Below are 12310 nucleotides of genomic sequence, written 5' to 3' on the forward strand. Positions count from 1 at the left end.
TTGTGGGGCGAATAACCAAATACCACGATATATTGTGTGGAATTTAACAAAATCGAAATTTTCTCCGGAAATCTTCACACACGGAATTCCGCGAAATTCGACGTAATTCAACAAGAGATCGACAACATCGAGATGATGCACTGGCATGCTGCCGCCGAGCAAATCGGCTGCGGCGTGCTTTTTATTCGCCTTGCCGTTTGACCCGCCCTACCATTTTACGTTTAGAGGAGCTGGATTTATGATTATCGTAAAACGCGACGGCACGAAAGAAGAACTCGTGTTCGCCAAGATGAAAAAGGTCATTGATTTCGCTTGTGAAACTTACCCGGAGTGCGATCCGCTCGAGCTTGAGACGGCGCTCCTTCCTTTATTCCGAAACGGCATTACGACGAAAGAAATTCAACGACTGCTCATTCAAGTGGCTGTTGAGAAAACTAGCGTGGAACAGCCGAACTGGCAGTACGTGGCCGCCAAGCTGCTCGCCTACGACCTGTATAAAGAAGCTCGCTTGAACCGCAAATACGGTCACTTCGGTTACGGCGACCTGTATTCCTTGGTTACATACTTGACCGATTTGGGCCTGTACGGTACTTATATCCTCGAGCACTACACGCGCGACGAAATCAACGAGCTCGGCGCTTACATCAAGCCGGAGCGAGATTACCTGCTCAACTATATCGGACTCAAAACGTTGTCCGACCGCTACCTGATCCGCGGCTTGGACAAGGAAGTGCTTGAGCTGCCGCAAGAGCTGTTCATGGGAGTGGCGATGCATCTGGCCATGAAGGAATCGGACAAGCTGCGCTGGGCGAAGCAGTTCTACGACGTGCTCAGCAGCCTTGAGATGACCGTGGCGACGCCGACGCTTGCGAACGCGCGCAAGCCGCTGCATCAATTGTCCAGCTGCTTCATCGACACCGTGCCGGACAACCTATGGGGCATATACAATGTCGACCAAAGCTTCGCGCAAGTGTCGAAGCATGGCGGCGGCATGGGGATATACGTCGGGAAGGTGCGCAGCCGCGGCTCCAACATCCGCGGATACAAGGGTGTCGCCGGCGGCGTCGTGCCGTGGATTAAAAACTACAACAACACCGCCGTCGCCGTCGACCAACTCGGCGTCCGCTCCGGAGCCGTTGCGGTATACCTCGACGTATGGCATAAAGACATTCTCGACTTCTTGAACCTGAAGACGAACAACGGCGACGATCGGATGAAGGCGCACGATATTTTCCCGGGCGTTTGTATCCCCGACTTGTTCATGAAGACGGTACAGGAGCGCGGCTCCTGGTATTTGTTCGATCCGCACGAAGTGCGCAAAAACAAAGGCTACTCGCTCGAGGATTCGTACGGCGAGCAGTGGGAAGAACGCTACCTCGAGTGCGTGAACGACGAGAAGATATCCAGGGATGAAATCCCGGCGATCGATATTATGAAGCGTATTTTGACGAGCTCGTTCGAAACCGGAACGCCGTTCATCTTTTTCCGCGACACCGTGAATCGAGCCAACCCGAACAAGCATAAAGGCATGATCTACTGCTCCAACCTGTGCACGGAAATTTGCCAAAACATGAGCCCGACCGAGATCATCCAGACGACGCATGAAGACGGCATTATCACTTCGCAAGTGAAATCCGGCGATTTCGTGGTGTGCAACCTGTCCTCCACCAACTTGGGACGTGTGTACACGAAGGAAGATATCGAGCGCGTCGTTACGACGCAAATGCGCATGATGGACAACGTCATCGACTTGAACTACTACCCGATTCCGCAAGCGGAAATTACGAATAAGAAATACCGTGCCGTCGGCCTCGGCTCCAGCGGCTACCACCAAATGCTGGCGCAGCTGAAAATCAACTGGGAGTCCGACGAGCATGTGGCGAAAGCCGACGAAGTGTACGAGTGGATGAACTACTACGCCATTAAAGCATCGATGGAAATTGCGAAGGAGAAGGGCACCTACCCGGCCTTCGAAGGCAGCGAATGGCAATCCGGCGCTTACTTCGAGTCCAGAGGCTACAACAGCCCGGAATGGCTGGCGTTAAAAGAGGAAGTTGCGAAATACGGCGTCCGCAACGGCTGGATGTTCGCGATCGCCCCTACGGCGTCGACATCGCTCATCGCCGGATCGACGGCGGGCATTGATCCGATCTTCAACAAATTTTTCGTGGAAGAGAAGAAAAATGCGGTCATTCCGCAAACGGCGCCGAATTTGTCGCAGGAAACGATGTGGTACTATAAGGAAGCCCATCGAATCGACCAGTTGTGGAGCATCAAGGCTGCAGGCGCACGTCAACGGCATATCGATCAATCGCAATCGTTCAACCTGTACATCACGCCCGAGCTGTCGGCGCGCGAATTCCTCGAGCTGTACATGGCGGCTTGGGAGAACGGCCTGAAAACCGTCTATTACGTCCGCAACAAAAGCTTGGAAGTCGAAGATTGCGTCAGCTGCAGCGCATAAGCAAGCCGGAATCATGCATACGAACCATCAGGATATGAAATGCTAGACAGGGGCTTTGCCCCTGTTTGCATGGTTAAGCATAGATAGGCTTAGTAAGGTGACAGAGCGTAATACAATGGGAGGGTTTGATAGCCATGGATTTGCAGAAGAAAAAGCTCTTTAACGAGAACGGCGACCGGGACTGGGGCAAACGCCGCATGATTGGCGGCAATACGACGAACCTGATCGAGCTGAATAACGTTAAATACGACTGGGCGACGAAGATGTACCGGACGATGATGAACAACTTCTGGATTCCGGAGGAAATTCCGCTCGCCCAGGATGCGAAGGATTATAAATTTCTATCTCCCGCGGAACGGCAAAGCTATGATAAAATTATCAGCTTCCTGATCTTCCTCGATTCGCTGCAAACGGCCAATTTGCCTAACATCAACGAATACATTACCGCGCCCGAGGTGAACCTGTGCCTGACCGTGCAGACGTTCCAGGAAGCGGTACACAGCCAAAGCTACTCCTACATCCTGGACAGCGTCTGCTCCGCAGAAGTGCGTGACGACATTTACAACCAGTGGCGCGAGGATAAACATTTGGCACGCCGCAACCGGTTCATTACCGACCTGTATGAGCGGTTTATCGAGAATCCGACTACGGACAACCTGATGCGCACGATCATGGCCAACTACATTCTCGAAGGCTTGTACTTTTACAGCGGGTTCAGCTTCTTCTACGCCCTTGGACGCCAAGGCAAGATGCTTGGCACCGTCTCCGAGATCAAGTACATCCAGCGGGACGAGCTGACGCACCTGGCGCTGTTCCAGAATATTTTCCGGGAAATACGCAAAGAAAATCCGGAGATATTTACCGACGAGCTGGTCGAGGACCTGCGCAACATGATGCGGACCGCCGTTCAACACGAAATCGAATGGGGCCAATACATCACCGACAACAAAATCAACGGCCTGAGCAACGAAATTTTGGATCAGTATATCAAGTACCTTTCCAACGAACGTCTGCGCAAGCTGGGACTGGACATTTTATATCCGGAGGTCGTCGAACATCCGATGAAATGGGTCGAAAGCTTCAGCAACATGAACAGCATGAAGACCGACTTCTTCGAGCAAAAGGTAACAAACTACAGCAAATCGTCGAATCTGAACTGGGACGATCTATAAGCGGAAATTGGGTATCAGGATTGTCCGCTGATAAGGATAAGTACCTGCGTTCGGCTACTGTTGAGAAGTTGCCGTGTTCTGGGCCGTTCTAATGTCAAAAATAAGAAGCCTTCCTTGTCGAACATGGAAGGCTTCTTATTTTGTTAACGAACCTTACTTCTACCCCAATCGGCCAAATCAAGCGCCACTGTACCTCGATTCCCCGATTCGAGCGGACGCTTGATCCAGACGGCCTTGACGCAGTGCCCTGCTTGCGTCAGCGACGACTACCGCTTTTCGTTTTGGAACGCCTCATCCTTCAATCCGCTGCAGACGGCCTCCAATTCATGCGCCAGCCGGTTCAATCCCTCCGTCGCGGTCGTGATGGACTCCATTGCTTTCAACTGATGCTGCGACGAGAGGAGCACCTTCTGGACGCCCGAAGCATGATCTTCGGAAAGCCGCGCCACTTCGTTCAGCGAGGCCGACACTTCCTCCGTTCCCGCCGACATTTGCTCAGCCGTTGCAGAGATTTCTTGAATTTGATCGCATACTTTGCGCGATTCTTCGACGATCAGCTTAAAGACTTCCCCGGCCTCGTTCACAGCGCTATGGCTCGTCTCCACCTCCACCGAACCCAAGCTCATCACGCGCACGGCCGAAGTCGTCGCTTCTTGAATCTCCTCGATCAACGTCTTGATCTGCCCGGCCGACAATTCGGATTGTTCGGCCAGCTTGCGAACCTCGTGTGCGACGACGGCAAAGCCGCTGCCGTGCTCACCGGCGCGCGCCGCTTCAATAGCCGCGTTCAACGCCAGCAAATTCGTCTGCGACGCGATCCCCGAAATGAGCGTCGCAATTTCGCCGATTTGCATCGATTGCCGCTCCAATCGCTCCAGTTCGGCGGACACCTCCTGCGAAGTGTGCCTCAGCGAATCTAACTGCCGCACCGCATGCTCGATCGTGCTGCTTCCCTTCTCCGCCTCGCGCACCATGCCGAGCGACGCTTCGGTCACCGTACCGGACGATTCCGCCACCCGCTGCACGCCAATCGCCATTTCCTCCATCGCGCGCGCGCTGTCCTTACTGTTGTGCGCCTGCTCTTCGGTGGCCGCTGCCATCCGCTCCATCGCGTCTGTGATGCTGCGGTTTTCCGCCAATGTACGGTCCGCGTTGCCGTTCAAATGCTCCACATACTGAACCAGCTGACCCGAGCTGGCGTTCAGCCGCTCAAGTGTCCGAAGCAGCAGCTGAAGCTTCTGTGCCTTGTCGGCCTCCAGCAGGTCAACAGTCACTTTCTTCTTGGAAATTTGCCAGATGGTCGTGCCCGCCGTCAGCAGCAGGAAGACCAGGTCGATGGCCAGCAGGATCCACCCATACCCTTCCGAGCCGAAGACGAGCGCCGGATAAAATACGTAAGCCGATACATACTGAAGGGCGAATACCGCCGTCATCATCCAGATGAGCGCGGTGCTTTCATAGAAAGCCATCAAAGCGATGACCATAAAGACCGAGAAGAAAAACTCCACCATGCCTCCGGCTACGAAAATCATCGACACGCTCGAGAACGTCATCGCGAGTGCGTTGGCTACCGGCACGTAGCGCTGACGTCCCATCGCAAATAAAACCGCGCCGGCCGCCAGGAACAGAACGGGGGCGACCAGCAATCCGTTCAGGACGAGCGCATAATGGGCGAGATCGACGCCGTGGTGCGTGTGAAGCACCTCTACCCAACGGAATAAAACATGGGTAAGCAGCGCTAACAAATACGTGCCCAAGGTAACTGGCAAAGTCATTCGATTTTTAATCGTGAGCATATCGAGCGGTTTGGACATATTCGACACATCCTTTTTCGTTCTTTCGGTCCTATGAAACTAAGCCCTTTATCCTATATATCGGCATTTTATCATGCGGCATAAGTGAAGAAAATGCAAAGACCGTGAACGTTTTGAGAACAAACGCACACGGTCTTTCGATCATTTAGGATAAGTTCAGCATTTCTTTAACCCGCAGCTCCAGCTCCACCATCGAGAACGGCTTGTGCATGTAGGCGTCGGCACCCAGCTTCAGCCCCAGGCTAATATCTTCTTCCCGGCTCCTTCCCGACAGCACGAGCACCTTCATCTCTTCAGGACGGTTCCCCTGCTCTTTCATCCGGGCAAGCATTTCGAAACCGTTCAACTGCGGCATGACGCCGTCCAAAATACACAGATCCACCGGCCTTCGCAGCAGCGATTTATACGCTTCCTCCCCGTTCGCCGCTTCGCAAAAATCGACGGGTAAATGTTTGAGCTTCGCGATCAGGATCGAACGCAGGATGTTATCGTCGTCGGCGATCATCACCGTCTTACGGGAACCGGGGCTCGCGACTTGCGCGCCTGCCGCTTCGCCCGGCGGAGTACCCGCGTACAGGATGGTACGGTTACGGCCTCCTTGCTTGGCTTCATACATCGCCCCGTCTGCAAGCCCGATCCAATCCTTGACGGACATACCGGCGCTCCATTCGGCAATACCGGCCGAGAATGTGATGTGGAACGCTTGTCCTTCGTTCTGGGCAACCGGTCCGTGGTGCGCCTGCCGGAGAATGTCGTCAATCGCTTTCTTCGCATCCGGTCCGGTCGTATTCGGCAGCACAAGGATGAACTCCTCGCCTCCGAAACGAGCCAGCATATCCGTAGCCCGCAAGTTATTTTGCAGCAGATGCGCCAATCCTTGCAGCACCTGGTCGCCGACACGATGACCGTACGTATCGTTAATCGATTTGAACCCGTCGATATCGATAAACGCGAGCGAGATCGGGGCCGGATAACGGGCAATGCGCTCCAGCTCGACTTGAATTTGATGATCGAAAAACCGCCGGTTATACACGCCTGTCAGCGGATCGCGAAAAGCCATCTGCTCGAACGTCTTGGTCCGGCTCAGCAGGCTGTAGATCCGGGCACCCAGCTCTTCGTATTGAAAAGGCTTCGTGACATAATCGTCGGCACCCAGATAAAAGCAGCGCACCTTGTCGTTGACATCGTTCCGGCCGGATAAGACGATAAGCGGCAGCCACTTCAATGTCGGGTCGTTCTTCAGAAATTCGAACAGCTCATACCCGCTGTCCGGATGCATCATCAGATCGAGCGTAATCAAATGGTACGGATTCTCCCGAAGCAGCTTCATCGCAGTAGCAACGTCCGCCGCTTCATCCACCTCGTAACCGTCCATCCGCAAGCGGCGAACCAAGTACGAACGGAGCACCTCGTCGTCGTCAAGGACCAGAAGACGTTCTCCGTTCGGCTGCAGAAAGGAACTGTTCACCTGCTCCTGCTGCTCGTCCAGCTCCAGTTCCCGCTTATAAACTTCGAGCTCGAGTTCCAGCTCGCGAAGAAGCGGTTGCGACTGCTCCGCGCAGCGACCGAACGGCAGAGCTGTCATCGGGCCGGAAGCCTCCGCCTTCTCGCGCTGCGTCCACTCCCACAGCTCGACCAGACGCTGCGCGACGCTGCCGATGCGGACAAATTCGAACATCGGCGCACTTCCTTTAAGCGTATGGACAATGCGGTAAATGTGCTTTGCCGTCTCAAGCGGCGATTCCGGCTCGGTCAAGCCGCAGCCTTCTCGCAGCTGAATCAATTGCTTGCCCAGCTCGGCAATATATTTTTTCTTTCCTTCTTTTAAAAGTCGTTGTTCTCTGCCGATTCTGTCATTACCCGATGCCACCGCACGAATTCACTTCCGTTCTTTAACGAGGTATGTATGCAAGGAAAGGATTTATTCGTTCGCCCCCGCCCGAATCAGTTCTTCCACGGTATCCAGCAGCTGCAGCGGACTGAACGGCTTTACGATATATCGGGTCGCGCCGGCCGCCTTGGCCCGCTCCCGGTCTTTCTCCAAAGCTTTGGCGGTCAGTAAAATAACGGGCGCGTGACGGTTCGGATTGTCATGGCTTCGCAGCCATTCGCAAACTTCGACTCCGGTTCGCTCTGGCATCATATAGTCCAAAATGACCAAATCGAATACGGCTTCCTGCAGCCGTTCGGCCGCTTCCTTACCGTCGGCCGTTTCCGTAATGACGTACCCTTCGTCGGCCAACGTTTCCGTTAACAAAAAGCGCAGCGCCGCTTCGTCGTCCGCGAGTAAAATTTTATAGTTGGCCATAGCAACTCATCCGCTCCCAAAAATCGTCCATCTCGATTGCGTTCATTATAACATGAACCGGATTTTTATTGGAGGGAAAACGAAAGAAATAGCCGTCACATATATGCCAAAAGTATGATTCATATGCCCGAAGGACTATGATATTATGTTTATAAAGAAAATTTAATAAAAATTTTGGACGAAATAGGAAGTACATCCTATTTGAGGGGATGAGCATAATGAGTTCCATCGAGTATTTAATTCGGAAAGTATCCCGGTATGTAACCTTCGGGCAGCCTGTTTCTTCGGGTTCCGTAATCAGCCAGCGACTGTCGGATCCGCGTATCCCGATGTTGGCTTATTACTTGGGCCTTCAAGAGCAAAACAAGGAGAACCAGTATTACCATGAGGTTTGGTTGAAGAAGGAAGGCACGTTCGCCTTAACCGAAGCGTGGTACAAGGGCAGCATGGTCACCCGCAAGCTCTACAAGGACAACCTGTCTTTCGAACAGTTGACCGGCATAATCGGCGAGGAAGACGCCAATGCCATCATCATGCGTTTCAACGAAATCATGAAGAAATCGGAAAAAGACGATTGGAGACCCTATTCCTTACGGGTTTAAATACCGCAAGAACGTTGGAATCATGGGTTATGGGTCGCTAAGTGCCGGCTGTGGCCGAGATGACGCCGCCATGAGCCGCTTTCAATAAGCGGACACCCCCGTGAATGCGTCCATACATACACCCAGCCTTCACGTTCTTCGCAATTGCCGTCACGAATCCAGATCCGCTCGTAATCATTGGTCCCGCCAGGACCCTCATATTCCTCCAATGCATCCATATGACGGAGTCCTTCCGGCATCACGACGAGCCACTCGCCTTCCACCATGCGGGAGCCGTCCGACCCGGAAAGCACCATGGCCGGATAAGCGCCGGCATCGTACAGCTTGCCCCGCACGACCCCCGGCCGTACGGACTCTACATAAGGTGCAACGACATGATGGTTCGCTTCCCCGACCAACAACGTTCCATAGACAAACACCGGGATCAAGACGCCCACTCCTTTCAGACCTTGCGCCATCGCTTCTTTACTATATCATATTCATTCAACCGATTTCCCATGAGAAGGGGACGATCCTGGGCAGGGAACCTGCCGAAGGGCTGCCGAATATATTGAGCATAAACTCGGCACCCGCCGGGAAGGGAGGGAATCTCATGCTCAGTCCTGAGGACGCGAACAAAATCATCCGATTTTTGTCCGCCGCCTACTACTGTACCGAGTCGGAGGAAGCGCGCCGCGAATTTAACCGTCTGGCCAACGAGCTTCGCAAAGCGTCCGGACAGCCAATACAATAACGGATGGAACTGGTATCCGACAGCGCGTCCCGATTGGTACGAAAACGCCCTTCGACGCGAAGCGGCGTTTTTTTCATTCATCAATACGCGATACGCGCAGCGGAACCGGTAAACGTTCATCTCTTACAATTGACGCATCAATCCTGAGAAAAAAACAATTGCATATAGGTTAACTAGGAATTATAATGTGAGTGACCGACAAGATCGCTTGAGGTGGAGATAATCATGGAACTTAATATTGTTTTGATGGGAGCGCTTGTTGGCCTTCTCGTCGGCTTGACCGGCGTGGGCGGAGCCGCTTTGCTGACTCCTTTGCTCGTATTTTTGGGTATTCAACCGACCGTTGCGGTGGCTACGGATTTGTTCTACAACTCGATCACGAAGCTGTTCGGCAGCATTCAACACGTCCGGCAAAAGACAGTGAACATGACGCTGGTCAAACATCTGGCCATGGGCAGTGTCCCCAGCGCCATAGTGGCCGTGCTGCTGCTGAAATATTTCCCGCCGCTGCAAGGCTATCAGGACGCGATCATCAAGCATGCATTAGGTATCGTACTGATTATCGTCGCTATTCTCAGCATCGTGAAGGTCTGGTTCACACCAAACCAATCAAACAAGCTTCAGGAGAAGTCGCTGCAGGAGAAAAAAGCGGTGACCATCCTGATTGGCATACTGTTAGGCTTTATCGTCGGCTTGACTTCCATCGGCTCGGGCTCGCTGTTCGCCCTTGCGATGATGTTCTTCTACCGCTTGAAGGCGGCGGAGCTCGTCGGCACCGATATCGTACACGCGTTCCTGCTCGTTTCGGCAGCCGGCATCATGCATGCGGGCTTCGGGAACATCGATTATATGCTTGCGTTCAACCTGCTCATCGGCTCCGTCCCCGGCGTACTGCTTGGCAGCAGCTTGTCGGCGAAGGTGCCGGCCAAACCGCTGCGGACTGTCATGGCCACCATCATCCTGATCAGCGGAATTAAATTGATCTAATGCGTAATTCATAAATTGCCTACCGGGCCGGAGCTTCTAGGGAGCCTGCACCGATACGCCTTCCTCCAGCAATTGCTGACGAAGCGTACGTGCCAGTTCCAAAGCATCCGGCCCGTCGCCATGTATGCAGAATGTGTCTGCGCGCAGGGCGACCGCTTCGTCCAAGGGCGTCAGCACCTCTCCCCGCTTGAGAATATCGAGCACCTGCCGCACCGCCTGACGGGGATCGTGAATGACCGCATCCGGCTCGCTCCGCGGGGTAAGGGTCCCGTCGGCGCGATAGGTGCGATCGGCGAACGCTTCCGCTGCGGTCCGCAGGCCTTTGGACTCGGCGGCCCGAATCAGTTCGCTGCCGGCGAGACCGAATAGCGTCAGCTCCGGATCCAGGCGGAGGACGGCCTCCGCTATCGCATCCGCTAATGGCCTCTGCACCGCCGCCATATTATATAAAGCGCCATGAGGCTTGACATGCCGCATCCGGCCGCCTTCGGCGCGCGCGATCGCTTGCAGGGCACCGCCCTGGTACAAGATTAGCTCATACGCCTCCTGCGGGGTGACCGCCATATTGCGGCGCCCGAAGCCTTGCAAATCCGGCAGGCCCGGATGCGCCCCGATCGATACGCCCGCTTGCAGGCACAACCGGACCGTTCGAACCATGTGGCCGGGGTCGCCGGCGTGGAAGCCGCAAGCGATATTAGCCGAAGTGACATACCGGACGAGCTCGTCGTCCTGTCCGAGCCGATACATACCGAAGCTCTCGCCCATATCCCCGTTAAGGTCGATCCGGATAGGTAACTGTTCCAAGTGAAGCCCTCCTTTGCAACCATCCGATCGCATGGTCCTTTTGTGTGCACCCCCGTATGCCGGTGAGTGTGGAAAGAAAAAAGCCAAAAGCATCCACTTCCGGCTTCGTTCGCGTATTCGTCTGTCCTCTGCGTCTATACGTCTATTCGTCTATGCAGCGGCCTTCCCATGCGGCCTGGCGCGCCGGGCCGGTTATGCGGCGTGTCTGCTTCCTGCTGCGCAGCCCGGTTCCTGCCGACCCCGATCCCCGCGCCCCCGGCTATTGTCTTGCTGCAAGTCCGCGCGTTTTGACGATGATTTTGCGAATGCTGTCTTCGCTTAAATGAAATTTGCCGATCAGCTCCGACACGGAATAACCGTTCTGATACAGCCGGTATATTTCGTGGTTCCGGCGCTGGATCGTCTGCCGCGTGCCGTTGTTCTCGCCCCAGCCTGCGCGGGTTTGCTCCTTCTTCGGAACGTAGATGATCTCGCCCTGGATGTAATCCTGCAGCTGCTTCAGCAAGTTAGGCGGTAAAATGTCCTTTCCGTTCTTGTACCCCACCGATGAATGCCTCCTTTCGCGCCGTTATGGCTGACTTACCGAAAGTTATAAGCATTTTCATCTTCACACCTCCTAGGAATGTGCCTTGGGAACACCGGATACGTAGGCCTGAGGGGCATTAAAAATAAAAAAAACACGATCTGCCGATGCGTGCCCGAATGCCTCTTATGTTCAGTTCCTGTAAAAGACGGGGTTCAGGTGACGGTGATGGAGAAAATGCTTATTCACTTGTTACAAATCCTCTTGCCATCATGGTCCACGTGTTCATTACCCGCATCACACGTCACTCCCTTCTTCAAAGTCAAATATGGTTTCAAGCTCACGGACTATTATACCCATTGTTTCCCATCATGTCCATGTCTTATTCGCATGAGCCGCTTCTATTCGAGGGACCCGAAGGTCCCCGGTCGGCTACAAGTTTTATTAACTCACAAACGTCCTGCCGCCGACAAGGTGATAAAATTGTTATAACGATTTTATCCGTTCGCCCGCATCCTTACGGCGGCGGCGATCCGGCGAAGTTCCAGCTCCTGCCGGATATAGAGGGCCTGCGCCTCGGCATGCGTGATCTCGACGAAGCGCACCGTAGCGCCGGGCCGCGTCTGCGCCAGCAGCGGCAAGTCCACGGCGGCGATATGCGCAATCCGCGGATAGCCGCCGGTCGTCTGCGCATCGGCCAGCAGCGCGATCGGCTGGCCGTGCGGCGGCACTTGGACGGTGCCGGGCACCGCGGCTTCCGAGCGCATCTCCAGCGACTCGCGCAGCGCGAGCCGCGGACCTTCCAGTCGGCAGCCCATGCGGTCCGACTGCGGGGTCAGCTTGTACGGCGCGGCGAAGAACGCTTCGAGGCTGACAGCCTCGAAGCGTTCGGCCTCGCGACCG

13 protein-coding genes are annotated in these 12310 nt (G+C 54.5%); 6 read left to right on the forward strand and 7 right to left on the reverse strand.

Annotated elements, in window-relative coordinates; translation table 11 throughout:
- Positions 1-36: 36 nt before the first annotated feature.
- The 3 genes from FKP33_RS27125 to FKP33_RS11140 all read left to right on the forward strand — a co-directional run bounded on the left by FKP33_RS27125 (position 37) and on the right by FKP33_RS11140 (position 3636).
- Complete coding sequence (locus FKP33_RS27125; protein WP_155614566.1) at positions 37-201, forward strand: hypothetical protein; 165 nt, start codon at positions 37-39, stop codon at positions 199-201.
- A 37-nt stretch (positions 202-238) separates the two neighbouring features.
- A complete protein-coding gene (locus FKP33_RS11135) occupies positions 239-2464 on the forward strand; it encodes a ribonucleoside-diphosphate reductase subunit alpha (RefSeq protein ID WP_127608398.1) in 2226 nt (741 codons plus the stop codon).
- A gap of 134 nt (positions 2465-2598) precedes the next feature.
- Positions 2599-3636 carry a ribonucleotide-diphosphate reductase subunit beta gene (locus FKP33_RS11140; RefSeq protein ID WP_054797595.1) on the forward strand — a complete coding sequence of 346 codons (1038 nt, stop codon included), beginning with the start codon at positions 2599-2601 and terminating at the stop codon, positions 3634-3636.
- A 266-nt stretch (positions 3637-3902) separates the two neighbouring features.
- Here FKP33_RS11140 and FKP33_RS11145 read toward each other — a convergent pair whose 3' ends face one another.
- From FKP33_RS11145 to FKP33_RS11155, 3 genes are all read right to left on the reverse strand, one after another.
- A complete protein-coding gene (locus tag FKP33_RS11145) occupies positions 3903-5450 on the reverse strand; it encodes a methyl-accepting chemotaxis protein (protein WP_141335049.1) in 1548 nt (515 codons plus the stop codon).
- Between the two features lie 145 nt (positions 5451-5595).
- Positions 5596-7320: a diguanylate cyclase gene (locus FKP33_RS11150; protein WP_141335051.1), complete on the reverse strand. Its 1725-nt coding sequence runs from the start codon at positions 7318-7320 to the stop codon at positions 5596-5598.
- A 51-nt stretch (positions 7321-7371) separates the two neighbouring features.
- Entirely contained in the window at positions 7372-7758 is a 387-nt protein-coding gene (locus FKP33_RS11155; RefSeq protein ID WP_054797597.1) for a response regulator, read from the reverse strand.
- Between the two features lie 218 nt (positions 7759-7976).
- Here FKP33_RS11155 and FKP33_RS11160 point away from each other — a divergent pair, with 218 nt between their 5' ends.
- Positions 7977-8360 (forward strand): hypothetical protein, encoded by a 384-nt coding sequence (locus FKP33_RS11160; protein ID WP_127608394.1) that lies wholly within the window; start codon positions 7977-7979, stop codon positions 8358-8360.
- A gap of 20 nt (positions 8361-8380) precedes the next feature.
- Here the strand turns inward: FKP33_RS11160 and FKP33_RS11165 are convergent, their stop codons facing one another.
- Entirely contained in the window at positions 8381-8788 is a 408-nt protein-coding gene (locus FKP33_RS11165) for a gamma-glutamylcyclotransferase family protein (RefSeq protein WP_054797598.1), read from the reverse strand.
- A 164-nt stretch (positions 8789-8952) separates the two neighbouring features.
- Here FKP33_RS11165 and FKP33_RS11170 point away from each other — a divergent pair, with 164 nt between their 5' ends.
- Both FKP33_RS11170 and FKP33_RS11175 read left to right on the forward strand, forming a co-directional pair.
- Positions 8953-9093: a hypothetical protein gene (locus tag FKP33_RS11170; protein ID WP_054797599.1), complete on the forward strand. Its 141-nt coding sequence runs from the start codon at positions 8953-8955 to the stop codon at positions 9091-9093.
- 225 nt (positions 9094-9318) lie between these two features.
- Entirely contained in the window at positions 9319-10080 is a 762-nt protein-coding gene (locus FKP33_RS11175) for a sulfite exporter TauE/SafE family protein (RefSeq protein ID WP_127608392.1), read from the forward strand.
- Between the two features lie 36 nt (positions 10081-10116).
- On the opposite strand, the gene FKP33_RS11180 is transcribed toward FKP33_RS11175, so the two are convergent.
- The 3 genes from FKP33_RS11180 to FKP33_RS11190 form a co-directional block, all read right to left on the reverse strand.
- A complete protein-coding gene (locus FKP33_RS11180) occupies positions 10117-10917 on the reverse strand; it encodes a LamB/YcsF family protein (RefSeq protein WP_141335053.1) in 801 nt (266 codons plus the stop codon).
- A 226-nt stretch (positions 10918-11143) separates the two neighbouring features.
- Positions 11144-11428 carry a CD3324 family protein gene (locus FKP33_RS11185; protein WP_054798707.1) on the reverse strand — a complete coding sequence of 95 codons (285 nt, stop codon included), beginning with the start codon at positions 11426-11428 and terminating at the stop codon, positions 11144-11146.
- Between the two features lie 476 nt (positions 11429-11904).
- On the reverse strand, positions 11905-12310 hold a 406-nt coding region (locus FKP33_RS11190), incomplete at its 5' end, for a 5-oxoprolinase subunit C family protein (RefSeq protein ID WP_483874538.1).

The sequence above is a fragment of the Paenibacillus sp. tmac-D7 genome (genome assembly GCF_006519665.1).
Lineage (GTDB): Bacteria > Bacillota > Bacilli > Paenibacillales > NBRC-103111 > Paenibacillus_G > Paenibacillus_G validus.

Bases quoted from the DNA above. Each gene is read 5' to 3' on its own strand.
- FKP33_RS11160 (WP_127608394.1), top strand. From the start codon at position 7,977: ATGAGTTCCATCGAGTATTTAATTCGGAAAGTATCCCGGTATGTAACC.
- FKP33_RS11170 (WP_054797599.1), top strand. From the start codon at position 8,953: ATGCTCAGTCCTGAGGACGCGAACAAAATCATCCGATTTTTGTCCGCC.
- FKP33_RS11135 (WP_127608398.1), top strand. From the start codon at position 239: ATGATTATCGTAAAACGCGACGGCACGAAAGAAGAACTCGTGTTCGCC.
- FKP33_RS11155 (WP_054797597.1), bottom strand. From the start codon at position 7,758: ATGGCCAACTATAAAATTTTACTCGCGGACGACGAAGCGGCGCTGCGC.
- FKP33_RS11140 (WP_054797595.1), top strand. From the start codon at position 2,599: ATGGATTTGCAGAAGAAAAAGCTCTTTAACGAGAACGGCGACCGGGAC.
- FKP33_RS11145 (WP_141335049.1), bottom strand. From the start codon at position 5,450: ATGTCCAAACCGCTCGATATGCTCACGATTAAAAATCGAATGACTTTG.
- FKP33_RS11175 (WP_127608392.1), top strand. From the start codon at position 9,319: ATGGAACTTAATATTGTTTTGATGGGAGCGCTTGTTGGCCTTCTCGTC.
- FKP33_RS11180 (WP_141335053.1), bottom strand. From the start codon at position 10,917: ATGCGATCGGATGGTTGCAAAGGAGGGCTTCACTTGGAACAGTTACCT.